The organism is uncultured Parvibaculum sp. (genome assembly GCF_963975745.1).
In the GTDB taxonomy this organism is placed as follows: Bacteria; Pseudomonadota; Alphaproteobacteria; order Parvibaculales; family Parvibaculaceae; genus Parvibaculum.
The window spans coordinates 1-23,933 of record NZ_CAXBIB010000027.1 but is presented as its reverse complement, the minus strand read 5'-3'; the positions used below and the strand labels follow the sequence as shown (position 1 = coordinate 23,933).

Here is a 23,933-nt window from a genome sequence, read left to right as displayed (position 1 = left end):
CATGCAACCCGTCCACCCATTCCTTAGCCGGACAGCAGTGGGTCAAGCCCGGCAATGACGAATGTGGTGAGTGGTGTGGGACAAAATACAGGCGCAACAAGCCCCGGGATGACACTTTTATTTTTGGCTATCGCAGAGAATCACGACCGGCACACAAATCGAACGCAGCGACCCGCCCTCACGCGCTGCGGCCGCGCGCCTCGATGGGCCAGATGTCGACCAGGGTGTCGCCGCGGACCACGTGGTAGGCGTCGTAGAGATTGACGGTCGGGTCGCAATGCGGGGTCATGGCCGTCAGTATGCTGCCGATTTCGAGTCTGGCGCCGTCGGGGAGCAGGATGCCGCCCTGTTCGTCGCCGAAGAAGAAATAGCCCGCCCCTTCCGGCGCGCCCGAGAGCAGCGCCGGCGGGTCGGCATCGGTGGCGAAGGACTTGAAGCCGGCATCGGTGGTGGCGAGGTTCTTCGTGTTGGCGGAGACCACCGACATCTGCACCGAGAGCGCGGTTTCGAAGGGGAAGGTCGCGCCATTGCCGAGCGCGACGTCGTTATATTGCTTGTCCATGAAGATGTAGGAGCCACCCTGCAGCTCGGTCAGGACGCGGGCTTCCGGGTCGATGTTGAAGGTGCCGGTGCCGCCGCCCGAGACGATGTCGCAGGCGAGGCCCTTCTCGCGCAGCGCGTCGCGCATCTCGCCCAGCACCTTCATCCCGGCCAGCGATTTCTCGCGGCGCTCGGCGAAATCGTGGATGTGCATCAGGTGGCCGGCATAGGCCTGGAGGCCGCGCAATTCGAGATGTTCGGCCGCGGCGATCTGCTCGGCCAGCGCCAGCGCGTCGGCGCCGGGGCGGATGCCGGTGCGGTGGAGGCCGATATCGAGATCGACCAGCACTTTCAGGCTGCGGCCCGCTTCGGCCGCGGCAGCGGCCAGCGCCTCTGCGTTGAGCGGATTGTCGATCACGACCATCAGATCGGAAATCTTCGCGTCGAGCGCCATCAGCCGCGCAATGCCCTGGGCGGCGACGACCGGCGAGGTGACGAGAATGCTGTCGATGCCCCCTTCGGCCATCGCTTCCGCCTCGCCGAGCTTGGCGCAGCAGATGCCGATGGCGCCGGCGGCGATCTGCGCCTTGGCGACCGCCAGCGACTTGTGCGTCTTGGCATGCGGCCGCAGCGCCAGACCGGCCGTCCTGCAGTGCTCGGCCATGCGGGCCAGATTGCGTTCGAAGGCGTCGAGATCGAGCACCAGGGCCGGCGTCGCCAGTTTCGCGCGCCCGCCCGGCTTGCCGATCAGGGCCTTGTTGGTTTCCAATGCGCCGTTCATGCCGCCCTCTCCGCTTCCTGTGCGGGCGCATCCTAAGGGGCGTGCGGGCCGGGCACAAATCCGGCCGGGGGCTCGGCGCGCGGCGTGCAGGATGTTATGGTTGCGCCGGTGTGCATTTCGAGGGGGGATCAGACGATGGAACCGATTTCGCTGGCAGGGCTTACCGTGCTTGCCTCGCTGAACATGGGCATGGCCGCGCCCGAGATCAGCCCGCGACCCGCGCCGCAGCAGCTCGCCTCGGCAACCTGTTCGCTGAGCGGGCAGCAAAGGGTGGGCCCGCGCAAATACTGCTATTACAATTGCGGCGAGACGGTGCGCACCGTCGTCATTGCCGCAGGCCGTACCTGCGCCTTCACCATCCGGAGATAGGCTCGAAGCGAAAGATCATGGCAAAGGGACAGGGCGCCGCGGCGCAAAAGACAACGGCCAGCGACAAGCGGGACGTCATTCTGACGGCCGCGCTCGACCTGTTCCGCCAATATGGCTACCGGCGCACCTCGATGGAGGACATCGCGCGCGCCGCCGCCGTGGCCAAGGGCACGCTCTATCTCTATTTCAAGAGCAAGGACGAGCTGTTCGAGGCGATCTGCCGCTCGCTGGCCGACCAGATCGCCGCCGGGGTGACGGCGGCCCAGGCGCTCGACCTGCCGCTGGAAGCGAAACTGACCGCGCTGATGGAAGCCAAGTTCGGCTTCGCCTATCGCTGGGTGCTGTCGAGCCCGCATGCGGCCGAGCTGATCGATTCGAGCCATCGGTTGAAAGGCGACGTCTTCGAACCGGTGACGCAGCAGTTCCGCCAGGCGGTGCTGCAACTGGTGCGGGAGGGAACGGCGCGGGGCGAACTCGACCCGAAGGCCGCCGGTCTCAGCCAGGAGGCGGCGGTGGAGGCGCTGATCGCGGCCGCCTATGGGGCCGAGAAGGCGCCCGACGAGGCGGCGTTCAGGACGCAGCTTGCCGCCATCGTGCGGCTGACGCTGCGCGGTCTCAGGGCCTGACGGGTTCCCAGCCTGCCACATCGAGCGCGGGATCGAGCTGCCAGCGGCCCGGCGCCCGGCCGGCCTCGCGATGGGCCTTCAACACCGACATGAATTCGGCGCGCGGAATGTCGCGCATGCCCAGCGCCGCCAGATGGCCGGTCATCGCCTTGCCGTCATTGAGGACATAGCCCCATTCGGCGAGATGGCGGTTGAGGGTCACGAAGGCGATCTTCGAAGTGTCGCGGCTCCTTGCGAACTGGCTTTCGGTGAAGAAGAGGCCGCCCGAAGCGACGCCGTAGAGCCCGCCGGCAAGATTGCCGTCGGCATCCCAGACCTCGACCGAATGGGCATGGCCGGCACGGTGGAGCGCCCGATAGGCCGTGATGAAGCGCGGCGTGATCCAGGTCAGGGCCGGACGGCCCGGGCGCGGCTCTGCGCAAGCCTCGATCACCGCGTCAAAGGCGGTGTCGAAGGTGACGGTGAATTTCCTCTGGCGCAGAACGCGGCGCAGGCTTTTCTCGATGCGGCTTTCCTCGAGAAAGAGAACCGCGCGGCGCGACGGCGCCCACCATTTGATTGGGCCGATATGGCACCAGGGATAGATGCCCTCGGCATAGGCTGCGATCAGGCGATCGAGCGACATCGGTCCGCCGATATCGACCAGACCGTCGGGCAGGGTCAGGGCTTCTTCCGGCCGGCGCTGGAAGGGCGCTGCCGGGCGATGGATCAGCTTTTCGGCCGCCAGGCGCAGAAAGCCCAGCGGATGGGCCAGGCGGTGCGGCCGCGCCGCATAGGCCAGCGCCAGCACCCCGTTTACGGCCGGTTTCAGGACATTGCGGTCTGCGGCGTGTTTCATTGTGACGCGATCGATTGCCTGCATGGCTGGCCTCCAAATTGCTCCCCTTTTCCATTCAAGAGCGAGGCCAAGCCAGGGGAGAACGACGCGATGACAGAGACCCGCAGCGATCCCGCGCCCATCAATGCCACGCGGCTGCGCCCTTTCCGGCTGTCGGCGATGCTGTGGCTTGGCTCCTTCGCCATCATCGCGGCCGGAATCTTCCGCGAATGGTATGTGTTCCATTTCGGGACCGAGGGTTTCCTGAAGGATCTCCGGCATATCGCGCTCAATGCCGAATACTGCCTGCCGGCCTGGTATTCCTCGCTGCTGCTGATCTCGGCAGCCGGGCTGCTGGCGCTGGCGACCGGGGCGGCGGCGCGCAACGGCGAGCGCTATCTGTTCCACTGGGCGGTGCTGGCGGTCATTTTCGCCGGGCTGTCGGCCGACGAGGCGACCGGCGTGCATGAAGTGGCGATCGAGCCGCTGCGCACGGGGCTGGGCCTCAGCGGTATCTTCCATTTCGGCTGGGTGATCCCCGGTGCCGTCCTGGTCGGCCTGGTGGGGCTTGCCTATATCCCGTTCCTGCTGGCGCTGCCGGGCCGCTCGCGCCTGGTCTTCTTCACGGCCGGCGCGATCTTCGTCGGCGGGGCGCTCGGCATGGAAATGGCGGGCGGCTATCTGCTGACGCAGCATGGCGAGGAAAGCCTTGCCTATATCGCCGCCTTCATCGTCGAGGAGAGCATGGAGATCATCGGGGCAACGCTCTTCGTGACCGGGCTGATGGGGCATCTCAAGCGGCAATATGGCGGGGCGGCGCTGGTCATCGCCTGAAGGCCTCGCGCCCACCACGAATCCGCGCGGCACCGCTTGACAGCGGGCGGCCATGCTCCTATCTGTCCCTAGCGCCCTTGGCACTCGCTTCGCGTGAGTGCTAACAGGGCCAAAAAATCCAGGATTTTCCGCAATTTAGCGGTTGGGACACAGGAGAAGCCAGAGATGAAATTCCGTCCTCTGCATGACCGCGTCGTCGTTCGCCGGCTCGAGGAAGAAGCCAAGACCGCCGGCGGGATCATCATCCCCGACACGGCGCAGGAAAAGCCCTCGCAGGGCGAAGTGGTTGCGGTGGGCCCGGGCGCCCGCGGCGACGACGGCAAGATCATCGCGCCGGACGTCAAGGCCGGCGACCGCGTGATCTTCGGCAAGTGGTCGGGCACCGAGGTCAAGATCGACGGGGAAGACCTGTTGATCATGAAAGAGTCCGACATCATGGGTGTGCTGGAAGGCGCGGCCAAGAAGAAGGCCGCCGCGTAAGGCTCGCTACCGGATATCCGGTCGCGGGCTTTTTTCATGGCTTGCCTTTCGGACCCGCCATGAGGCCGCCGCGACCGATCGTTCCGTTTCATGAATTCAGAAGGACCAAGAAAAATGGCTAAGGAAGTCAAATTCGGCCGCTCGGCGCGCGAGAGAATGATCCGCGGCGTCGACATTCTCGCGGACGCCGTGAAAGTCACGCTGGGCCCGAAAGGCCGCAATGTCGTGATCGAGAAGTCGTTCGGTTCGCCCCGTTCCACGAAGGACGGCGTGACGGTGGCCAAGGAAATCGAGCTTGAAGACAAGTTCGAGAACATGGGCGCGCAGATGGTCAAGGAAGTCGCTTCCAAGACCAACGACACGGCCGGCGACGGCACCACGACCGCGACCGTGCTGACGCAGGCGATCGTGCGCGAAGGCGCCAAGGCGGTTGCCGCCGGCATGAACCCGATGGACCTGAAGCGCGGCATCGAGATCGCCGTGCGCGCGGCCGTCGAGGACATCACCAAGCGTTCGAAGAAGGTCAAGTCGAACGACGAAGTGGCGCAGGTCGGCACGATCTCGGCCAATGGCGAGCGCGAAATCGGCGCGATGATCGCCGAAGCGATGGCCAAGGTCGGCAATGAAGGCGTCATCACGGTGGAAGAGGCCAAGTCGCTCGACACCGAACTCGATGTCGTCGAAGGCATGCAGTTCGACCGCGGCTACCTGTCGCCCTATTTCATCACCAATGCCGACAAGATGGTGGCCGAACTCGACGAGCCGCTGATCCTGCTGCATGAGAAGAAGCTGACCAGCCTGCAGGCGATGCTGCCGGTGCTCGAAGCGGTTGTGCAGTCGGGCCGTCCGCTGCTGATCATTGCCGAAGACATCGAAGGCGAGGCGCTGGCCACGCTGGTCGTCAACAAGCTGCGCGGCGGCCTGAAGGTCGCGGCCGTCAAGGCGCCGGGCTTCGGCGATCGCCGCAAGGCGATGCTCGAAGACATCGCCATCCTGACCGGCGGCCAGGTGATCTCCGAAGATCTGGGCATCAAGCTCGAATCGGTGACGCTCGACATGCTCGGCAAGGCCAAGCGCGTCTCGATCACCAAGGACGACACCACGATCGTCGACGGCTCGGGCAAGAAGAAGGACATCGAGGCTCGCGTCGGCCAGATCAAGCGGCAGATCGAGGACACGACGTCGGACTACGACAAGGAGAAGCTGCAGGAACGCCTGGCGAAGCTCGCCGGCGGCGTGGCTGTGATCAAGGTCGGCGGCGCCACCGAAGCCGAAGTGAAGGAGCGCAAGGACCGCGTCGACGACGCGCTCAATGCGACCCGCGCCGCGGTTGAAGAAGGCATCGTGCCCGGCGGCGGCACCGCGCTGCTGATGGCGACCAAGGCGGTCGGCAAGCTCACCAACGAGAATGCCGACATCCAGGCCGGTATCGCGATCGTCCGCAAGGCGCTCGAAGCGCCGATCCGGCAGATCGTCGAGAATGCCGGCGTCGAAGGCTCGATCGTCGTGCAGAAGGTGCTGGAATCGAAGCAGATCAATTTCGGCTTCGACGCGCAGAAGGAAGAGTATTGCGACCTCGTGGCCGCCGGCATCATCGACCCGACCAAGGTCGTGCGCACGGCACTGCAGGACGCAGCCTCGATCGCCGCGCTTCTCGTCACCACCGAAGCGATGATCGCCGAAGCGCCGAAGAAAGATGGCGGCAATGGCGGCGGCGGCATGCCCGGCGGCGGCATGGGCGGCATGGGCGGTATGGGCGGCATGGACTTCTAAGTCCCGCTTTCCCGCTCCGAAATGCGAAGGGCCGGCGGCAACGCCGGCCCTTTTGCTTTGGGCTCAGCGCCCGCTAGACTGCCGCCAACGAAAATTCAAACCGGGCGGCAGACAGATGGACTTCTCCTTTTCCGAAGAGGACGAGCAGTTCCGCATCAAGGTGCGGGACTTCTTCGAGAACGAATATCCGCGCGCGATCGTGGACAAGATGGCGCGCGGCGCCTCGCCCGCGAAGGCCGACTATCAGGCATCCGAGCGCGCGATGGCGGCCAAGGGCTGGCTCGCCGTCAACTGGCCGAAGGCCGATGGCGGCACCGGCTGGACGGCCAACCAGAAATACATCTTCGACGAGGAACTCGAGCGCGCGGGCGCGCTCAATGTCGTGCCGATGGGGCTCCTTTATGTCGGGCCGGTCATCTACACCTTCGGCACCGAAGAGCAGAAGAAGCGTTTCCTGCCCGGCATTCTCGACAGCACGGTCTTCTGGGCGCAAGGCTATTCCGAGCCGGGCTCGGGCTCCGACCTCGCCTCGCTGCAGGCAAGCGCCGTGCGCGACGGCGACGACTATATCGTCAACGGCACCAAGATATGGACCAGCCTGGCGCAACATGCCGACTGGATCTTCTGCCTCTTGCGCACCAGCCACGAAGAGAAGAAGCAGGAGGGGATCAGTTTCCTCTTGATCGACATGACGACGCCGGGGATCACGGTCAATCCGATCATCACCATCGACGGCAAGCATTCGCTCAACAGCGTCACGTTCGAGAATGTGCGCGTGCCGGCCGAAAACCGCATCGGCGAGGAAGGCAAGGGCTGGCACTATGCCAACTACCTGCTGGGGCATGAGCGCACCTCCTATGCGCATGTGGCCGGCAAGCGGGCGCAGCTTGCCGACATTCGCGCCGCGGCGCGCGAGCGCGGGCTGCTTGCCGACCCGGCTTTCGTGGAAAAGCTTGCCGCGCTCGACACGCGGCTCGACGCGCTCGAAATCACCGTGCTGCGCGTGCTGTCGTCGGTCGCCGAGGGCGGCGCGCCGGGCAGTGAATCCTCGATCCTGAAAGTGATCGCGACCGAGCTGGCGCAGGATATCGGCGAGCTTGGCATGGAGACTTACGGGCTCCATGCCCTGCCCGCCTTCCCGGATTCGGTGGCGCCCGGCTGGGCCCACAACACCGCGCTGCCGGCCGATGCGGCGCCGGCGGTGGCGCGCTATCTCGGCGCGCGGGCGCAGTCGATCTATGGCGGCTCGAACGAGATCCAGAAGAACATCATCGCCAAGCGGATCCTGGGGCTTTGATCCCCTTTAGCGTCATGGCCCGATTTATTCGGGCCATCCACGTCTTTGCCTCAAACACGAAAGAAAGACGTGGATGACCCGGACAAGCCGGGTCATGACGTGTTTGGGTTTGGTGAACGCACCGCATTCGCTCCCGTAGCCATTCAACCGAACGGCCGTCGGTTTTGGGCGCAATTGACTCGCCGCCCCGCCCGCGCTTAACTCCCCTCACTTCCGGTCGTACATATCCTCCGCGCGACTGGCGATATCAGATGGGTCACCATCGGGGAGCGCGGAGACTGGTCTTCAGCCGATCGCCTGGGCAGCACGTCAAGATGCTGGCCGGGCGTTTTGTTTTCAGGCTCGAAGGAGACGACCCATGACCGCTTCACCCGACCGCGCAAGGCTTGCGCAATCCGACAACGAGGTCTTTCTGGCGCTGAAGGGCGAGGAGGCGCGGCAGCGCGCCGAACTCGAACTGATCCCGTCGGAGAACTATGCCTTTCCCGAAGTGCTGACGCTGCTGGGCTCGGCCTTCACCAACAAATATTCCGAAGGCTATCCGGGCCGGCGCTATTATGGCGGGCAGGCATTCACCGACCGCGTCGAAAACCTCGCGCGCGACCGGGCCAAGGCGCTCTTCCGCGCCGAGCACGCCAATGTGCAGCCGCTGTCGGGTTCGCCGATGAACCAGGCGGTCTATCTGGGGCTGCTCGAACCGGGCGACACGATCCTCGCCATGGACCTCAGCCATGGCGGGCATCTGACGCATGGGGCGCCGGTTTCCCATATGGGGCGCCTCTTCAATTTCGTGCGCTACAAGACCGATCCCGCGACCGGCGCCATCGACTTCGGGGCATTGCGCGAGGTTGCCCGCGCGGCGCGGCCGAAGCTCGTCGTCTGCGGCTATTCTTCTTACCCGCGCGATTACGACTATGCCGATTTCCAGCGTGTGGCCGACGAGGTGGGCGCGCTGACCATGGCCGATGTCAGCCATATCGGCGGGCTGATCGCGGCCGGTGTCATGCGCAATCCGCTCGATGCCGGGTTCGACGTGATGACGACGACGACGCACAAGTCGATGCGGGGGCCGCGCGGCGGGCTCATTCTGTGCAAGGAGAAGTTCGCGAAGAATATCGACGCTTCGGTGTTTCCGGGCCTGCAGGGCGGGCCGCATATGAACCAGGTGGCGGCGACCGCAACGACGCTGAGGCTGGCCGCCATGCCGGCGTTTCGCGACTATGCGGCGAACGTGCTGGCGAATGCCAAGACGCTGGCCGCTGCGCTGACGGAGAGACAGGTCAAGCTCGTGACCGGCGGCACCGACAATCACCTTCTCGTCATCGACACCGTGCAAAGTTTCGGCATCGACGGCGCGAAGGCCGAAGCGGCGCTCGACCGGGTGGGGCTTACCGTCAACAAGCAGGTGATCCCCAACGATCCCAACCCGCCGATGCGGCCTTCGGGCGTGCGGCTCGGCACGCCGGCGCCGACGACGCGCGGCATGGGCGCCGCCGAGATGGCGGAGATTGCCGCGATCATCGCCGGGGCGCTGGCGGCGGCGGGCGAGGCGGCGGCCGAGACGAAGCTCGCAGCGCGCACACAGGCGCTGACCGCACGGTTTCCGGTGCCGGGGCTCTAGGCGCGCAGAAACGCTCCGAGTTCGGTCTGCAGCAGGCGGCGATATTCGGCCATCAGCCTGTCGCCCTCCTTGCGGTCGACCGCAATCGCAAGGCGGACGGCGGCGCCGGTCAGCTGCATGGTCAGAAAGCAGACGGTTTCGAAGCGCGCCTGTTCCCGGCGCGGCACCAGATGTTTCAGGGCGCCGGCCACCAGGCGGCCGTTGGCGCGGCTGTCCTCGATGTCGAGCGCCTGCAGCGCCTTGTCGGACTGCGTGCCCGACCAGATGTCGCGCACCACCGGCTCGTCGAGAAACATCGCGTAGTAGTTTTCCAGCAGCCGGTCGAGACGGGCCAGCGCCTCGGCGCCGGTGTCGACGCCTTCGAGGCTGGCCGCGATGCCGGCGCGGACGCGGGCGCCGATGCGCTCGGCCAGGGTCTTCAGGATCGCCGCCTTGTCGGGGAAATACTGATAGAGCGAGCCGATGGGCACGCCGGCACGCTCGGCGACTTCGGTCATCTTCACCGCATCGCTGCCGGTTTCGGCGATCAGTTCGCTGGCGGCCGTCAGGATGCGCTCGACGCGCTCCAGCGCGCGCGCCTGGGTCGGTTTTCGGCGCAGGGCGGCGACATCGTTCATTCCGGTTTCCGTTTTCACTTTGGGCTTGCGTGCCAAAATATGAGGGTTTATCACTTATCACAAATATGAGGATTATTCACTTTATCGGGAGCGGGTCATGAGCGAAGCGGAACGGGTCTGCGTGGTCGGCGGCGGGCCGGCGGGGTTGAGCCTGGCGCGCACATTCCTGCGCCACGGCATTCCCTTCGATGTCCATGAGCGGCATTCGGATGTCGGCGGATTGTGGGACCGCAGCAATCCCGGCTCGCCGGTCTACGATTCGGCGCATTTCATTTCCTCGAAAACGCAGTCGCATTATCACGACTTCCCGATGCCCGAGAGCTATCCCGACTATCCGTCGGGGCGGCAGATCCACAGCTATATGCGCGACTTCGCCGATGCCTATGGCTTGCGCGACCATATCCGCTTCGGCGTGTCGGTCGAGCAGACCGAGCTGCAGCCCGACGGCAGCTGGCAGGTGACGCTGTCGAGCGGCGAGACCAAGCGCTATGGCGCGCTTGTCTGCGCCAACGGCACCAACTGGCATCCATCGATGCCCGACTATCCGGGCACCTTCACCGGCGAGATGCGCCATGCGGTCAGCTTCAGGTCGATGGACGAGTTCAAGGGCAAGCGCGTCCTCATCATCGGTGCCGGCAATTCGGGTTGCGACATCGCCTGCGACGCGGCCAAGGCCGCCGACAAGGCCTTCATCAGCCTGCGCCGCGGCTATCACTTTCTGCCGAAGCATCTGTTCGGCATTCCGGCCGACGTCTTCGCGCATGAAGGGCCGCATCTGCCGATGTGGGCAACGCAGCGGATTTTCGGCGTCATCCTGCGCATTCTCAATGGCGATCTGACGCGGTTCGGCCTGCAGAAGCCCGACCACCGGCTCTTCGAAACGCATCCGATCCTCAATACGCAATTGCTGCACTATCTCGGTCACGGCGACATCACCGCCAAGCGCGACGTGGCGCGGTTCGAGGGCAGGACCGTGCATTTCAAGGACGGCTCGTCGGAGGAGATCGATCTCGTCATCTGCGCCACCGGCTACACATGGAAGGTGCCCTATGTCGATCCGGCGCTGTTCTCGTGGAAGGAAGGACGGCCGGATCTCTACATGAACCTGTTCAGCCGCGAATATCCGACGCTTTATGCGCTGGGTTTCATGGAAACCAATGGCGGCGCCTACAAGCTGTTCGACGAAATGGCCGACCTGATCGCGCGCACAATCCTTGCCCGGGCGAAAGGCGGCCGGGAAGCCGAGGCGGCAAACCGCCTCATCGCAACCGACCGGCCGGACCTTTCCGGCGGCATCAAGTTCGTCGGCTCGTCGCGGCATGCGACCTATGTCGAGATCGACGCCTATCGAAAGCAGATGACGCGCATCCGCAAGCGCTTCGGCTGGCCGGCGCTGGAAGATGGCTGCTTCGATGCCTTGCGCGTTTCCGGTGCGCGGGCGGCCGCGTGAAGGCGCTGGTCACCGGAGCGGGCGGCGGCATCGGCGCGGCCCTTGCCCGCGCGCTCGATGCGCGCGGCTGGCGCCTCGTCCTTGTCGACCGCGAAGCGGGGCTTCTCGATGCGGTGGCGGCGGAGCTGAAGAGGCCACCCGAAAAGCTCATTTGCGATCTTTCTTCGCGCGACAGTGTCGAGGCGCTTTGCGAAACGATTGTGCGGGACCATGCCGATCTCGACGTGCTGATCAACAATGCCGGCATCGGCGTTCCGGGCGCGGTTGCCGATGTCGATCAGGCGCTGCTCGACCGCCATCTCGAAATCAATCTGCGCGCGCCGGTGCGGCTGATGCGCGCGGTGGCGCCGCAGATGATCGCGCGGAGGCGCGGCGCGATGATCGCGACCGTTTCGCTGGGCGGCATCATTTCGCTGAAGGACAGCGCCATCTATTCGGCGTCGAAATTCGGCTTGCGCGGCTTTCTCGCCGGGTTTCACCAGGAAATGGCCGCGCATGGCGTGCACGTGTCGGGCGTCTATCCGGCCGCCGTCGACACGCCGATGCTGCATCACGAGGCGCTGCATGGCGGCTCGGTGCTCAACTTCATCGACAAGGTGATGACGCCGGAGGACGTCGCCGCCGCAACACTCAAGGCCATCGACAGCGGCAGGCTCGAAGTCTATGTGCCCTACAGCGCCAGTATCCTGTCGCGCTTTTTCGGCACCTTCCCCTGGATGATCCGGCCGCTGCTGCCGCTGATGGAAAGGATCGGCGAGAAGGGCCGGTTGAAATTCATCGCGCGCAAGGTTTTTTCAGCCGACTAGCAGCATCAGCCCGCGGCCGATCAGGATCGCGCCGAGGACGAAGAGGATGTAGCGGCTCCAGCTCTTGAACTGGCCGTCATTCATGCGGTCGAGCAGCATCTTGCCGAAGGTCGTGCCGAGCATGGCCAGCGGCGCGACCATGACATAGACCCACCATGGCAGTCCGGCTTCCGGCAGCAGATGCGCGGCCAGCACGCCGAAATAGAGCAGTTTCGACAGATGCTGCAAGGTCTGCGTGACGGCCTTGGTGGCGACGATCTGGTGGCGCGTCAGCGGACTGCGAACGAAGAAGACATCGAGTATCGGCCCGGCAACGCCCGCTGTCAGCGTCAGCGCGGTGACGACGAAACCGCAGACGGGTGCGACGAAAGGCTTCGTGATGTCGAGGCCCCAGCGCGCCGGGATCGCGAAGGCGATGAAGGGAATCGCGCCCAGCACCAGCAGCACTGTCGCCTCGTCGGGTACGAAGCTGACCATCATGAAAAGCGCCAGCGCGGCGGCGGCACCGGCCATGTTGGTCGCGACCAGCGGCCAGACGATGTCGCGGCGGTTGATGACGGCGCGGTAACCGTTGGAGACGGCCTGGGTCACGCCGTGCAGCATCATCGCGGCGCCGACCGGAAAGGCGACGACCAGAAACGCCATCAGCACCATGCCGCCGGCCATGCCGAAGATGCCGGACAAGGTCGCCGTCACAAGCACCACAAGGGCGGTGACGGCGGCAAGCGTGGCGGTCATCTATGTCAGCTCCGGGATTTCAGGCGCTCGACCAGCCGTTCGCGTAGCGGATTCTTCGCTTCGAAGACATAATCGGCGCGGGCGGCGGTCACGGTCTCCCGGCCCTTCGCATTGAGGAAGGCGACGATATCGTAGAGCCGGTCTTCCGGGCAGTGCACGATACGCACCGGCGCCGCGCCGGCACCGAAGGGCACACTGGCGCCGAAACGTTTTTCAAGCTCGGCCAGCAGCTTCGCATCGTCGCTTCCGCCCGCAAAGCGCACCTCGACGGTTTTCGCCGCGCGCGCCTGCGCCGAGACGCGGTCGAGAATCTCGCCGGCCGCGGCTTGCGCCGCCTCACTCCATTCCGCGCCGAGGCTCGCAACGAGATTGGCCTGGCTTTTCAGGATCGTGCCATCATCGAGAATCTTGAGATTGTTGGCCGCCAGGGTCGCGCCGGTCGAAGTGATATCGACGATCACTTCGGCGGTGCCGGCCGCCGGCGCGCCTTCGGTCGCACCGAGGCTTTCGACGATGCGGTAGTCGGTCAGCCCATGTTCGGCGAAGAAATTGCGCGTCAGGTTGAAATATTTGGTCGCAACCCGCAGCCGCCGCCCGCGCCGCGTGTGAAAGGCAAGCGCGACGTCGTCGAGATCGGCCATGGTGGCGACATCGATCCAGCTTTGCGGCACCGCGACCACAACATCGGCATGGCCGAAGCCCAGTGGCAACAGCAATTCGACATCGCGCTCCGGCGCCGACAGCTTTTCGCGGATCAGGTCTTCGCCGGTGACGCCGAGATGGATGATGCCCTGCTCCAGCTGGCCGGCGATCTCGGAGGCCGAGAGAAAGGCGATCTCGACATTGGCGACGCCGTCGAGACGGCCGGTATAGCCGCGGCCGCCATCCTGCCGCACCTTCAGGCCCGCCCGGGCGAAAAAGGCGCTGGCGTTTTCCTGCAGACGCCCCTTGGAAGGCAGACCGATCACGAGTTTGCCACTCATTTGCCTGCCTCCCGGTTGAGGGCCATCAGCAGGCGCTCGATGCCGACCGCGCAACCGACGGCCGGCACCGGCACGCTGGCGCCCAGCGCCGACAGCAGCCGGTCGTAGCGGCCGCCGCCGCAGATCATTGCGTCCTCGCCCAGCGCCGCCACGCGGAACTCGAAGACGAAGCCGGTGTAATAGGCCATGTTGCGCCCGAAGCCGGTGGCGAAATGCGCCTGCGACAGATCGAGACCGGCCTTGCCGATCAGATCGAGGCGGCGCTCGAAGCGGGCAATCGCCGCCTCAAGCGAGACGCCGGCGGCTTTCGTCAGCTTCGCGATGCGCGCAATGCTTTCGGCAGGCGTGCCCGACACGGCAAGAAAATCGGAAATCAGTTTCGCCGCCTCGCGCGGCACGCTGCTGGCCGCAAGCTCGGCCTGTTCGAGCAGGCGCTCGGCGACCTCGCCCACCGTGCGGCCGCCGACCGGTGCGATGCCGGCGAGCTTCAGCACATCCTCGATGACGTTCCGGGCGCTTTCCTCGTCGAGCCCGGCAATGGCCGAGATCAGCGCCGCGCGGTCGCCGGCTTCGTCCCTGACACCGCCGGCGGCCAGCTCGCCCAGCAGTTCTCGGAAATAGTCCGGCCGCCAGAAGTGGCGCTTCAGGCGTGCCCGCCAGCCCGGCGGCAGATCGAGCGCATCGACCAGCGCGTCGAAAAGCGCCAGATCGCCGGTTTCGATCTCGTAGTTCTTCAGGCCCGCATCGGCCAGCGCGCGGGCGGCCAGCGCTATCACTTCGGCATCGGCGCCCTCCGCATCCTCCGTCCCCAGACATTCGACGCCGGCCTGCGTGAATTCGGTCAGCTTCGCCGAGCCGCGTTTCTGGTAGCGATAGGCCGCGCCCAGCGAACAAAGGCGCTGCGGTCCGCCTTCGCTTTCGAGATAGCGCCGGCAGACCGGGATCGTCAGTTCGGGCCGCAGGCAGAGCTCGTTGCCTCCCGGATCGGCGAAGACATACATGCGGCGGCGAATATCCTCGCCCGACATGTCGAGGAAGATATCGGCAGGCTGGAGAACCGGCGCGGCAACGGGCGCATAGCCTGCGCGCTCGAAACCGGCGCGCACTTCGGCACCCAGTGCCTCGCGGGCCCGCAAGCCTTCGCCTTCCAGTGCGGCAATCGATGACGACATTTCAGAAACCTTCCGGGCCTCCGCCGTTTCCGGCGCGCCCCTGTCTAGCATGAAAATGGTAAATATCGGGAAGCGGGAATTGATGCGGCTCAGCCGCGATGGAGGCCCGAATGGAGCCCGTGGCGGGCAAGCATCGCCTTCACCTCTTCCACCAGCCGGGCGCGGGACACGGCGGTCTGGGCCGGCTGGCCTTCGCGCCAGGCCGTGTTGTCGGCGATTTCCTTCGACATTTCGGCGCCGAGGATCAGGTCCTTCAGCGTGATCTCGCCTCTGGCCCGCTCGTCCTCGCCTTCGATGACGGCGAGGGGGGCGCCGCGCCTGTCGGCATATTTCATCTGCGCCTTCATGCCCGAGCCGCCGAGATACATTTCGGCGCGGATGCCGGCTTCGCGCAATTCGGTGACCATCTGCTGGTAGCCGGCCATGCGGGCGGCATCGAGCGTCAGCACGACGACGGGGGCTGCCACATCCTCGATGTCGAGCTTGCCCAGAAGTTCGAGCGCCGCCTGCAAGCGGCTGACGCCGATCGAGAAGCCGGTCGCCGGCACCTTGACGCCCTTGAAGCGTTCGACGAGGCCGTCATAGCGCCCGCCGGAACCGACCGAACCGAAACGCACCGGATTGCCGGCCTCGTCCTTCACTTCGAAGAGCAGATCGGATTCGAAAACAGGGCCGGTGTAGTAGCCGAGGCCGCGCACGATCCATGAATTGAATTCGATGCGGTCTAGGCCATAGCCCGCCGCTTCGAACAGCGCATCCATTTCGGCCAGCTCGTCGAGGCCTTCAGCGCCGACGGCGCTGCCGCCAACAACCTTGCGCCAGCCTTCCAGCACCAGCTTGCGTGTCGTCGCGCCCTCGCCAAGGCCCGATTCCACATAGTCGACAACCGAGGTGATCTGCGAGGGCGAAAGCCCAGCGCCCCTGGTAAAATCGCCCGACTCGTCCTTGCGGCCCGGGCCCAGCAGCAATTCGACGCCCTTGCGGCCGAGCTTGTCGAACTTGTCGATCGAGCGCAGCACGGTGGCGCGCGTCAGTTCATTGGCGTTGCCGCCGAGGCCGATGGTTTCCAGCAGTCCGTCCAGCACCTTGCGGTTGTTGACGCGGATGCGGTAATCGCCGCGCGGAATGCCGAGCGCTTCAAGGCAGTCGGCGCCCATCATGCACATCTCGGCATCGGCGGCGACGCCCGGCGCGGCCACCGTGTCGGCATCGAATTGCGTGAACTGGCGGAAGCGGCCCGGCCCCGGTTTCTCATTGCGCCAGACCGAGCCTGTCTGGTAGCGGCGAAAGGGCTTGGGCAGGCCGTCGTAATTCTCGGCGACATAGCGGGCCAGCGGCGCCGTCAGGTCGTAGCGCAGCGACAGCCATTGCTCGTCGTCGTCCTGGAAGGAAAAGACGCCTTCGTTGGGCCGATCTTCATCCGGCAGGAACTTGCCCAGCGCATCGGCATATTCGATGGCCGAGGTCTCCAGCGGGTCGAAGCCGTAGCGTTCATACACCTCGCGAATACGCGCAAGCATTCTCAGTTCCGCCCGGACCATGCCGGCGGAGAGGTCACGCAGCCCCTTCGGCACACGGGCCTTCGGGCGGAAGCTCTTCTGGCTCTTGCTCATCTGACGTCGGCGGGTTTCGCAGGCTTCGGGCCGGATTTTCGCCGGAAATCCGGCGCGGGCGCATACCTAGCCCATCGCCTGCCCGGGAACAAGCAGGCGCTAACGGCGTCCATTAGTGCCTGCCCCGGAATGGAACCACAAAATCCTGTGCTCCTTTACCATCTGTTTACCAAATGAGCCGATTCTTGACACACACAAGTCCGGAGCGATTCGCACGGACCTATGTCTTGCGTAGCCGGGGTCCCTTGGGGGGGCTGAGAGTGAGTTGAACGTGGCTCTTTCAGGTATCGCCATGAACCGGCAAATCGGCTCCCTCGGTGCCAGCGGCAAGCGGCCGCTGCCGCCGATTTCGGCACATGTCGTCAGCCTTTCGACGCCGCTTTGCAGTGCCCTGCGCGGGCTGGCCGCCTCGGGCGCCGCCGGTCCGCTCAATTTCAGCTTTTCCCATCCCGATGACGGCATCGATCCCTTGCTGGCCCCGGGCATCGACGCGCTGATCGTCGATATCGGCGCCGGCGAGCCGGACGCGCTCGATTTCCTGCGCCGCACGGTTGCCCTCGGTCCCAATGCCCCGGTACTGGCTGTCGGTGTGGAAGACGCCGCGTTACAGGCCGAAGCCATCGCATCGGGTGCAGAGGATTGCCTGTCCGCCGACACCGGCGCGCCACAGGCGCTGGGCCTGGCGCTGCGCCGCGCCATCCAGCGCCGTCTCGCCCGCGACGAACGCCCGGCGCCGGCAACGGCCGATCCCGACAAGCAGCCGCGCGTGACGCTGGTGCAGGAAACGCCCGAGGCCATCGTCATTCTCGACAGCGCCGGACTTGTGCGCTTCGCCAATGGCGCGGCGCGCGAACTGCTGGGCCGCGAAGGCGACGATCTGATCGGCCGGCCTTTCGGCCTGCCGAGCGATCCCGGCGAGCACGATCTGTCGATCACCCGTCCCGATGGCGACAACCGCTTCGTCGAGATGCGCATCGTCGACACGCGCTGGGGCGGCGTGCCGGCGCGGGTGGCGGCCCTCAACGACGTCACCGTGCGGCGCAAGCTCGAAAGCACCATGCGCGCGGCCGAGGCGCAGAGCCACGAAACGCAGCGGCGCAACCAGAGCTTCTTTTCCAACGTCAATCACGACCTCAGGACGCCGCTGACCCATATCATCGGCTTTTCCGAAATGATGAAGAACGAGCGCCTCGGCCCGGTCGGCACCGCGCGCTACAAGGAATATGCCAGCGACATCTATTCGAGCGGCACGATGCTGCTCGACATGATCGAGGATCTGCTCGGCATCGCCGAAGCGGAAATGGATCAGATCGAACTGACCGACGAGATCTGCAATCTCGCGCAGCTCGCCGAAATCGCCGTCGCCAGCCAGCGCCAGCATGCGATCGGCGAAGGCGTTGCCATCGAGGTCGATTGCCCGGAACGCCTGGCAGGCCTCCGCGGCGACGCAAAGCGCATCAGGCAGGGGCTTTTCCGGCTGCTTGCCGAGGCCGTTCATTGCGCCCATCGCGGCTCGACGATCCGGCTCATCCTGCGCGAGACGGCGGACGGGCTGACGGTAACGCTCAGCGAGGAGCGCAACCGTGCCGCCGAACAGAATGCGCTGCCCTGGATGACCGAGATCGACGATCCCTTTGTCAGCGCCGAGGACAGTGGCGCGCCGCGCGAGGAAAGCCTCGCCTTGTCGCTGACGCGCAAGGTGATGGAGATGCATGGCGGCAGCCTTGGCGTCGTCCGTGCCGCGGACAATGCCAGCGGCGCCGGCATGGAAATCGCCCTGCGCTTCCCGTCCGAACGCGTCATCCGCTGACGCGGTACTATTCGGTCAGTTCGAATTCAATCGGTTGCACGACTTCAAGCGATGCGGCGCTGAGATCCGGCGGAAACGGCGGCAGGGGTGCGGCGCGCATAACGGTCGCCGACAGCTCGCGGTCGAGAATGACCGAGCCGGTCCCCCGCACAATCCTGAAATCGATCAGCGTGCCGTCGCGCGCGACGTGAATGAGCACATGGCCCTCGCCCTCGATCCTCTGGCGCCGGGCCATCCGCGGATATTGCTTGTGACGTGCAATCCAGGCCGCCAGCGTCGCAAAATAATCCGCTTCCATCGTTTCCTGCCCGATGCCGGTTTCGGCAGCACCTTCGCGCGCCAGGCCAGCCGGGCCCGGCGTCGCGGCGGGGGGCGGCGCGGGCGCCTCCTCGGCTTGCACTTCCTCCGGTTTCGGCTCTTGCGGCGCGGCCCGGCGCACCGGCGCGGGCTCCGGCTTCGGCGGCTCGACCTTCGGTATTTCGGGTTCGGGTTGCGGTGGCGTGGGCTCAGCCGTTTGCGGCGCATCGCTGTAGGCGGCCAGACTGACCGTGGTGGCGCTGGCGCCCGCGCTCGGACGCTCGAGCGCGGCGACATACCATTTCAGCCCCGCCGCCGCGGCAAAGCCGTGCAGCACCAGTGCAATCCCGATCGCGATCCAGAGGTCGCGCGGGCGCGTTTCGGTAACCGGGGCGGCGTCGATACGCATCGGATTTTCAGGCGCTCCTTGCCGGCGTGCCGAAAGGCGAAATGCCGCGCACATGATCCTCGACGGTCAGGCGATGCTTCAACGGCGGGAAGGCGCGCTGCGAACAATCGAGCCGTTCGCACAACCGGCAATTGACGCCGATGGGCATGGCACCGCGTTCGTCGTCGAGATCGTAGCCCTGGCTGTAGACCAGGCGCGGCGCATGGGCGATTTCGCAGCCCAGGCCCACCACATACTGGTCGCCGGGCACACCGATGCCGGAGCCGGCGCGGCTCACCGTGCGGGCGATCGAGAAATAGCGGGTGCCGTCTTCCATCTGGACTATCTGCGTGTAGATCTGGCCCGGAACGCGGAAGGCATCATGCACATTCCAGCGCGGGCAGGTACCGCCAAAGCGGGCGAAATGGAAACCTGCGGCAGAAAACCGCTTCGAGACGTTGCCGGCATTGTCGACGCGAATGAGAAAGAACGGGATGCCGCGCGCACCGGCGCGCTGCAGCGTGGTTAACCGATGGCAGACCTGTTCGAAGCTGGTGCCAAAGCGGCGGCCGAGCAGGCGGATGTCGTAGCGCGTCGCCTCCGCCGTCTTGTGGAAGGCCGTGTAGGGCATCAGCAGCGCGGCGGCGAAATAATTCGCCAGCGAGACGCGGCAGAGACGTTTGGCCTCGTCGCTTTCGAGGCCCGACGCCTCGACGATGTCCTCGATGGTGCGCGACTGGTCGAAATAGCCGAGCTGATAGGCAAGCTGGAACGAGCGCCCGGGCTGGTCGAGCAATTCGGAAAGAAAGATCGTCTGGCGGTGGCGGTCGTAGCGCCTGAGTTCCTGCGGCATCATGTCGGCCGGCACGACACGGGTCGAGACGCCATGCATGTCCCTGAGCGTGTTGCGCAAGCTGACATAGGGCTCGTCGGCGCCGAGGCCGAGCTGCATGTAGAGCCGTTCGGCCGCATCGTCGAGCTCGGGAAAGTGATTGTTGCGGCTGTTGATGAAGTCGCGCACCTCTTCCAGCGGCAGGCCCGGGGCCTCGGCGCCGTCGGACAAATCGCGGTCCGCCAGGCGCTCGGCCAGCATCGAGCCGTTGGTAACGCTCTCCTGATAGGCCCGGTAGAGGCGCGCCACAGCGTCGGCGGCCACAGGGCTTGCGCCGGCCATGTCCTGCAGGTCCTGCGCGCCGAGACCGGCGTCGCGAAACAGGGGATCGGCAAAGACCTCGCGCAGCGCCGTCAGGGCGCGTGCCTCGTCGTCGCCGCCCAGCGTCCGGAGCTCGACATCGTAGACTTCGGCCAGTTTCAGCAGGATCTGCACCGAGACCGGGCGCTGGTCGCGCTCGATCAGATTGAGATAGCTGGCCGAAATGCCGAGATCGGCCGCCATGCGGGCCTGGGTCAGGCCGCGCTCGCGCCTTAACCGCCTAATGCGCGGGCCGGCAAAGACTTTTTTGTCCGATGCCATGATCGAAATCTCCCGATTTCCTGGCAGCATAATTTACAAGATTTACATATTCAACAGAATCGACACTGAATCTTGTGAAGTTCTTTACTTCAATAATTTCAATAGCTTAGGAAAGATTGGACAAGTGCGTGTCGAGATTGTATGACCGCGCGCATCAGAACACCCTCACGACCGGCCAAGGGAGGCGAGCGAGCATGAGCAACAGCGCAGCCACGACAATTGCCGACGGCATTGCCGTCAAGGGCGCGATGAAGCCGGGTTACGAGCGCGTGCTGACGCCCGAGGCGCTGACCTTTGTCGCCGAAATCGAACGCATGTTCGGCGCGCGCCGCCGCGAATTGCTTGACGCGCGTGCCGAGCGGCAGAAGACTTTCGACGCCGGCGCGCTGCCCGATTTCCTGCCCGAGACCAAATCGATCCGCGAGGGCGACTGGAAGGTCGCGCCGATCCCGAAGGACCTGCTCGACCGCCGCGTCGAGATCACCGGCCCCGTCGACAACCGCAAGATGGTCATCAACGCGCTCAATTCCGGCGCACAGTCCTACATGACCGACTTCGAAGACGCCGCGGCGCCGACCTGGGACAACATGATCGGCGGCCAGATCAACATGATGGCCTATTGGGATCGCCAGATCGGCTTCACCGACGAGACCAGCGGCAAGCGCTACGACGTGATCGAAAAGCCGGCGACGCTGATCGTCCGGCCGCGCGGCTGGCACCTGGAAGAGGCGCATGTCGAGATCGACGGCAAGCCGATGTCGGGCGGCCTTTTCGATTTCGGTCTCTACTTCTTCCACAATGCCAAGCGCCAGATCGCGTCCGGCTCCGGCCCCTATTTCTATCTGCCGAAGATGGAGAGCCACAAGGAAGCCCGGCTCTGGAACGACGTTTTCGTCCATGCGCAGAAGAAGCTCGGCATTGCGAACGGCACCATCAAGGTGACGGTGCTGATCGAGACGCTGCCCGCCGCCTTCGAGATGCACGAAATCCTCTACGAGCTGAAGGACCACATTGTCGGTCTCAATTGCGGCCGCTGGGACTACATTTTCAGCTACATCAAGCGACTGGGAAAGAACCCCAACTTCATCCTGCCCGACCGCGCCCAGGTGGTGATGGGCGATGCCTTCCTCAACGCCTATTCGCTGCTGCTGGTCAAGACCTGCCACGAGCGCGGCGCCTTTGCGATGGGCGGCATGGCGGCGCAGATCCCCGTGAAAGGCGACGAGGCGGCCAACGAAGCGGCTTTCAACAAGGTTCGCGCCGACAAGGAGCGTGAAGCCGCCAACGGCCATGACGGCACCTGGGTCGCGCATCCCGATCTCGTGAAGGTCGCGATGGAGATTTTCGGCAAACTCGAAGGGCCGAACCAGCTCGCCCGCCAGCGCCAGGACGTCAATGTCGGCCAGAAGGAGCTACTGCAGCCCCACAAGGGCGAGCGCACGGAACACGGCATGCGCGAATGCTGCCGCGTCGGCGTTCAATATATCGAAGCCTGGATCGGCGGCCGCGGCGCGGTGCCGCTCTACAATCTGATGGAAGACGCCGCCACGGCCGAAATCAGCCGCACGCAGATCTGGCAGTGGATCTATCACGGCGCGGCGCTTTCGGACGGCCGCAAGGTCACGCCCGAACTTTTCGACGAGATTCTCGCCGATGAAATGAAGAACTTGCGCGAAACGCTGGGCGACGCGCGCTGGAACGAAGGTCACTTCGAGGAGGCGATCCGTCTCTTTGCAGATATGACCAAGGCGCAGGATTGCGAGGAATTCCTGACGCTGCCCGCCTACCGCCTCATTCTCGAAAACGAAACCCGAGCCTGAATCCAACCATCCTGACCCCGTCTTGAGGACAGTCCCATGAGCAAGAAGACCTTCTACGATCTCGTTCCCGGCGCGCCCAAGGGCCGCTTCGACAATGTGAAGCGCAACTACTCGGTCGAAGACGTCGAGAAGCTGCGCGGCTCCTTCCCCATCGACTACACGCTGGCCACCCGCGGCGCCAACAAGCTCTGGGAATTGCTGCACACGACCGACTATGTGCATTCGCTGGGCGCGCTTTCGGGCAACCAGGCGATGCAGATGGCGCGTGCGGGCCTCAAGGCCATCTACCTCTCGGGCTGGCAGGTTGCCGCCGACGCCAACACGGCCGGCGCCATGTATCCCGACCAGTCGCTGTACCCGGCGAACGCGGGCCCCGAGCTTGCGAAGAAGATCAACCGCGCCCTGAAGCGCGCCGACGAGATCGAGCATTCGGAAGGCGGCGCCAAGCGCGACTGGTTCCTGCCGATCGTTGCCGACGCGGAAGCCGGCTTCGGCGGCCCGCTCAACTGCTTCGAGATCATGAAGGCCTATATCGAAGCGGGCGCCGCCGGCGTCCACTACGAAGACCAGCTGGCGTCTGAAAAGAAGTGCGGCCATCTGGGCGGCAAGGTTCTGATCCCGAGCCGCGCGCATGAGCGCAACCTCAACGCCGCGCGTCTCGCCGCCGACGTTTCGGGCACGCCGACCCTCATCATGGCGCGCACCGACGCCGAAAGCGCCAACCTGATCACCTCGGACATCGACGAGCGCGATCACGAGTTCATCGACTTCGACAAGGGCCGCACCATCGAAGGCTTCTACCGGTTGAAGCCGGGCACGGGCGTCGATCACTGCATCAAGCGCGGCCTCTCCTTCGCGCCTTATGCCGACCTCTTGTGGTGGGAAACCTCGAAGCCGAATCTCGACGACGCCAAGCGTTTCGCCGAAGCGATCAAGAAGGAATATCCCGACCAGCTTCTGGCCTATAACTGCTCGCCGTCGTTCAACTGGGAAGCCAATCTCGACAAGGCGACGATTGCGAAGTTCCAGAAGGAAATCGCGGCGATGGGCTACAAGTACCAGTTCGTCACGCTGGCCGGTTTCCACCAGCTCAACCACGGCATGTTCGAGCTGGCGTCGGGCTATCGCGACCGCGGCATGGCGGCTTACTCCGAGCTCCAGCAGGCCGAGTTCGCCTCGGAAGCCAAGGGCTACACGGCGACGCGCCACCAGCGCGAAGTCGGCACCGGCTATTTCGACCTCGTGTCGATCGCAGCCGCCGGCGGCGAAAGCTCGACCACTGCACTCGGCGACTCGACCGAAGCCGACCAGTTCAAGAAGGCCGGCGCGCACTAAGCGGCTTCTTCTACGGACGAACGATCAAAGCCGCCGGGGCAACCCGGCGGCATTTTTGTTTGCCGCGATCTTTCTTCCCACCCTCCCCTTGGGGGCGGGTCGACAAAATTCGAGCGCAGCGAAGAGTTTTTCGGGGAGGGGTAAGCGGAGAATCTCGACGCACAATCGAAATTCCTGCATCCGCCGACAACGGAGAACCCCTCCCCAAACGGTTTCCGACCGTTTGACCCTCCCTCAGGGGATTCCTCTGCAAAAGAGAGTGGCATTTGGATTGTAGTGATGATTCCCTGTT

21 protein-coding genes and 1 riboswitch are annotated in these 23,933 nt (G+C 65.0%); of the genes, 12 read left to right on the top strand and 9 right to left on the bottom strand.

Features of this window, described 5'->3' with window-relative positions:
* Nucleotides 1-178: 178 nt before the first annotated feature.
* Nucleotides 179-1,321 (bottom strand): DSD1 family PLP-dependent enzyme, encoded by a 1,143-nt coding sequence (locus AAC071_RS16065; protein WP_339834534.1) that lies wholly within the window; start codon nucleotides 1,319-1,321, stop codon nucleotides 179-181.
* A 135-nt stretch (nucleotides 1,322-1,456) separates the two neighbouring features.
* Here AAC071_RS16065 and AAC071_RS16060 point away from each other — a divergent pair, with 135 nt between their 5' ends.
* Both AAC071_RS16060 and AAC071_RS16055 read left to right on the top strand, forming a co-directional pair.
* Nucleotides 1,457-1,690, top strand: coding sequence for a hypothetical protein (locus tag AAC071_RS16060; RefSeq protein ID WP_339834532.1), 234 nt, complete (start codon nucleotides 1,457-1,459; stop codon nucleotides 1,688-1,690).
* A gap of 17 nt (nucleotides 1,691-1,707) precedes the next feature.
* Entirely contained in the window at nucleotides 1,708-2,316 is a 609-nt protein-coding gene (locus AAC071_RS16055) for a helix-turn-helix domain-containing protein (RefSeq protein ID WP_339834530.1), read from the top strand.
* Here the strand turns inward: AAC071_RS16055 and aat are convergent.
* Entirely contained in the window at nucleotides 2,306-3,178 is an 873-nt protein-coding gene (gene aat / locus AAC071_RS16050) for a leucyl/phenylalanyl-tRNA--protein transferase (RefSeq protein ID WP_339834527.1), read from the bottom strand. The two genes, AAC071_RS16055 and aat, sit on opposite strands and share 11 nt — an antisense overlap.
* A 66-nt stretch (nucleotides 3,179-3,244) precedes the next feature.
* Here aat and AAC071_RS16045 point away from each other — a divergent pair, with 66 nt between their 5' ends.
* The 5 genes from AAC071_RS16045 to glyA all read left to right on the top strand — a co-directional run bounded on the left by AAC071_RS16045 (nucleotide 3,245) and on the right by glyA (nucleotide 9,138).
* Complete coding sequence (locus AAC071_RS16045; protein WP_339834524.1) at nucleotides 3,245-3,967, top strand: hypothetical protein; 723 nt, start codon at nucleotides 3,245-3,247, stop codon at nucleotides 3,965-3,967.
* 165 nt (nucleotides 3,968-4,132) lie between these two features.
* Nucleotides 4,133-4,447 carry a co-chaperone GroES gene (gene groES / locus AAC071_RS16040; RefSeq protein WP_339834521.1) on the top strand — a complete coding sequence of 105 codons (315 nt, stop codon included), beginning with the start codon at nucleotides 4,133-4,135 and terminating at the stop codon, nucleotides 4,445-4,447.
* Nucleotides 4,448-4,561: 114 nt separating this feature from the next.
* Nucleotides 4,562-6,220: a chaperonin GroEL gene (groL, locus tag AAC071_RS16035; protein ID WP_339834518.1), complete on the top strand. Its 1,659-nt coding sequence runs from the start codon at nucleotides 4,562-4,564 to the stop codon at nucleotides 6,218-6,220.
* Nucleotides 6,221-6,335: 115 nt separating this feature from the next.
* Nucleotides 6,336-7,517, top strand: coding sequence for an acyl-CoA dehydrogenase family protein (locus tag AAC071_RS16030; protein ID WP_339834516.1), 1,182 nt, complete (start codon nucleotides 6,336-6,338; stop codon nucleotides 7,515-7,517).
* A 224-nt stretch (nucleotides 7,518-7,741) separates the two neighbouring features.
* A riboswitch (ZMP/ZTP riboswitch) is annotated at nucleotides 7,742-7,827 on the top strand.
* A 48-nt stretch (nucleotides 7,828-7,875) separates the two neighbouring features.
* Nucleotides 7,876-9,138 (top strand): serine hydroxymethyltransferase, encoded by a 1,263-nt coding sequence (gene glyA, locus AAC071_RS16025; protein WP_339834514.1) that lies wholly within the window; start codon nucleotides 7,876-7,878, stop codon nucleotides 9,136-9,138.
* On the opposite strand, the gene AAC071_RS16020 is transcribed toward glyA, so the two are convergent.
* Nucleotides 9,135-9,755, bottom strand: coding sequence for a TetR/AcrR family transcriptional regulator (locus AAC071_RS16020; protein ID WP_339834512.1), 621 nt, complete (start codon nucleotides 9,753-9,755; stop codon nucleotides 9,135-9,137). The genes glyA and AAC071_RS16020 overlap by 4 nt on opposite strands.
* Nucleotides 9,756-9,852: 97 nt before the next feature.
* Here AAC071_RS16020 and AAC071_RS16015 point away from each other — a divergent pair, with 97 nt between their 5' ends.
* Nucleotides 9,853-11,205: an NAD(P)-binding domain-containing protein gene (locus AAC071_RS16015; protein WP_339834510.1), complete on the top strand. Its 1,353-nt coding sequence runs from the start codon at nucleotides 9,853-9,855 to the stop codon at nucleotides 11,203-11,205.
* Nucleotides 11,202-12,011: an SDR family NAD(P)-dependent oxidoreductase gene (locus AAC071_RS16010; protein WP_339834508.1), complete on the top strand. Its 810-nt coding sequence runs from the start codon at nucleotides 11,202-11,204 to the stop codon at nucleotides 12,009-12,011. Before AAC071_RS16015 ends, AAC071_RS16010 begins: the two co-directional genes overlap by 4 nt.
* Here AAC071_RS16010 and AAC071_RS16005 read toward each other — a convergent pair.
* From AAC071_RS16005 to hisS, 4 genes are all read right to left on the bottom strand, one after another.
* Complete coding sequence (locus AAC071_RS16005; protein ID WP_339834506.1) at nucleotides 12,000-12,749, bottom strand: TSUP family transporter; 750 nt, start codon at nucleotides 12,747-12,749, stop codon at nucleotides 12,000-12,002. The two genes, AAC071_RS16010 and AAC071_RS16005, sit on opposite strands and share 12 nt — an antisense overlap.
* A gap of 5 nt (nucleotides 12,750-12,754) precedes the next feature.
* Nucleotides 12,755-13,732 (bottom strand): ATP phosphoribosyltransferase, encoded by a 978-nt coding sequence (gene hisG / locus AAC071_RS16000; protein ID WP_339834505.1) that lies wholly within the window; start codon nucleotides 13,730-13,732, stop codon nucleotides 12,755-12,757.
* Nucleotides 13,729-14,904 carry an ATP phosphoribosyltransferase regulatory subunit gene (locus AAC071_RS15995; protein ID WP_339834503.1) on the bottom strand — a complete coding sequence of 392 codons (1,176 nt, stop codon included), beginning with the start codon at nucleotides 14,902-14,904 and terminating at the stop codon, nucleotides 13,729-13,731. Before AAC071_RS15995 ends, hisG begins: the two co-directional genes overlap by 4 nt.
* A gap of 89 nt (nucleotides 14,905-14,993) precedes the next feature.
* The gene (hisS, locus tag AAC071_RS15990) at nucleotides 14,994-16,517 is read right to left on the bottom strand and encodes a histidine--tRNA ligase (RefSeq protein WP_339834501.1); all 1,524 of its coding nucleotides are present in this window, start codon (nucleotides 16,515-16,517) and stop codon (nucleotides 14,994-14,996) included.
* 292 nt (nucleotides 16,518-16,809) lie between these two features.
* Here hisS and AAC071_RS15985 point away from each other — a divergent pair, with 292 nt between their 5' ends.
* Complete coding sequence (locus tag AAC071_RS15985) at nucleotides 16,810-18,327, top strand: histidine kinase dimerization/phospho-acceptor domain-containing protein (RefSeq protein WP_339834499.1); 1,518 nt, start codon at nucleotides 16,810-16,812, stop codon at nucleotides 18,325-18,327.
* Between the two features lie 7 nt (nucleotides 18,328-18,334).
* On the opposite strand, the gene AAC071_RS15980 is transcribed toward AAC071_RS15985, so the two are convergent.
* Both AAC071_RS15980 and AAC071_RS15975 read right to left on the bottom strand, forming a co-directional pair.
* Nucleotides 18,335-19,033 carry an energy transducer TonB gene (locus AAC071_RS15980; protein WP_339834497.1) on the bottom strand — a complete coding sequence of 233 codons (699 nt, stop codon included), beginning with the start codon at nucleotides 19,031-19,033 and terminating at the stop codon, nucleotides 18,335-18,337.
* A 7-nt stretch (nucleotides 19,034-19,040) separates the two neighbouring features.
* Nucleotides 19,041-20,486 carry a short-chain fatty acyl-CoA regulator family protein gene (locus AAC071_RS15975; protein ID WP_339834495.1) on the bottom strand — a complete coding sequence of 482 codons (1,446 nt, stop codon included), beginning with the start codon at nucleotides 20,484-20,486 and terminating at the stop codon, nucleotides 19,041-19,043.
* A gap of 194 nt (nucleotides 20,487-20,680) precedes the next feature.
* Between AAC071_RS15975 and aceB the strand changes: the two genes are divergently transcribed.
* Nucleotides 20,681-22,306 carry a malate synthase A gene (gene aceB, locus AAC071_RS15970; protein WP_339834493.1) on the top strand — a complete coding sequence of 542 codons (1,626 nt, stop codon included), beginning with the start codon at nucleotides 20,681-20,683 and terminating at the stop codon, nucleotides 22,304-22,306.
* A gap of 36 nt (nucleotides 22,307-22,342) precedes the next feature.
* Entirely contained in the window at nucleotides 22,343-23,641 is a 1,299-nt protein-coding gene (aceA, locus tag AAC071_RS15965; protein WP_339834491.1) for an isocitrate lyase, read from the top strand.
* Nucleotides 23,642-23,933 lie beyond the last annotated feature (292 nt).

Coding starts and splice junctions, on each gene's coding strand:
- aceA (WP_339834491.1), top strand. CDS start 22,343: ATGAGCAAGAAGACCTTCTACGATCTCGTTCCCGGCGCGCCCAAGGGC.
- AAC071_RS15975 (WP_339834495.1), bottom strand. CDS start 20,486: ATGGCATCGGACAAAAAAGTCTTTGCCGGCCCGCGCATTAGGCGGTTA.
- glyA (WP_339834514.1), top strand. CDS start 7,876: ATGACCGCTTCACCCGACCGCGCAAGGCTTGCGCAATCCGACAACGAG.
- hisS (WP_339834501.1), bottom strand. CDS start 16,517: ATGAGCAAGAGCCAGAAGAGCTTCCGCCCGAAGGCCCGTGTGCCGAAG.
- AAC071_RS15985 (WP_339834499.1), top strand. CDS start 16,810: ATGAACCGGCAAATCGGCTCCCTCGGTGCCAGCGGCAAGCGGCCGCTG.
- AAC071_RS16045 (WP_339834524.1), top strand. CDS start 3,245: ATGACAGAGACCCGCAGCGATCCCGCGCCCATCAATGCCACGCGGCTG.
- AAC071_RS16030 (WP_339834516.1), top strand. CDS start 6,336: ATGGACTTCTCCTTTTCCGAAGAGGACGAGCAGTTCCGCATCAAGGTG.
- AAC071_RS16015 (WP_339834510.1), top strand. CDS start 9,853: ATGAGCGAAGCGGAACGGGTCTGCGTGGTCGGCGGCGGGCCGGCGGGG.
- AAC071_RS16005 (WP_339834506.1), bottom strand. CDS start 12,749: ATGACCGCCACGCTTGCCGCCGTCACCGCCCTTGTGGTGCTTGTGACG.
- AAC071_RS16065 (WP_339834534.1), bottom strand. CDS start 1,321: ATGAACGGCGCATTGGAAACCAACAAGGCCCTGATCGGCAAGCCGGGC.
- aat (WP_339834527.1), bottom strand. CDS start 3,178: ATGCAGGCAATCGATCGCGTCACAATGAAACACGCCGCAGACCGCAAT.
- AAC071_RS15995 (WP_339834503.1), bottom strand. CDS start 14,904: ATGTCGTCATCGATTGCCGCACTGGAAGGCGAAGGCTTGCGGGCCCGC.
- AAC071_RS16020 (WP_339834512.1), bottom strand. CDS start 9,755: ATGAACGATGTCGCCGCCCTGCGCCGAAAACCGACCCAGGCGCGCGCG.
- AAC071_RS15980 (WP_339834497.1), bottom strand. CDS start 19,033: ATGCGTATCGACGCCGCCCCGGTTACCGAAACGCGCCCGCGCGACCTC.
- groES (WP_339834521.1), top strand. CDS start 4,133: ATGAAATTCCGTCCTCTGCATGACCGCGTCGTCGTTCGCCGGCTCGAG.
- hisG (WP_339834505.1), bottom strand. CDS start 13,732: ATGAGTGGCAAACTCGTGATCGGTCTGCCTTCCAAGGGGCGTCTGCAG.
- groL (WP_339834518.1), top strand. CDS start 4,562: ATGGCTAAGGAAGTCAAATTCGGCCGCTCGGCGCGCGAGAGAATGATC.
- AAC071_RS16055 (WP_339834530.1), top strand. CDS start 1,708: ATGGCAAAGGGACAGGGCGCCGCGGCGCAAAAGACAACGGCCAGCGAC.
- aceB (WP_339834493.1), top strand. CDS start 20,681: ATGAGCAACAGCGCAGCCACGACAATTGCCGACGGCATTGCCGTCAAG.
- AAC071_RS16060 (WP_339834532.1), top strand. CDS start 1,457: ATGGAACCGATTTCGCTGGCAGGGCTTACCGTGCTTGCCTCGCTGAAC.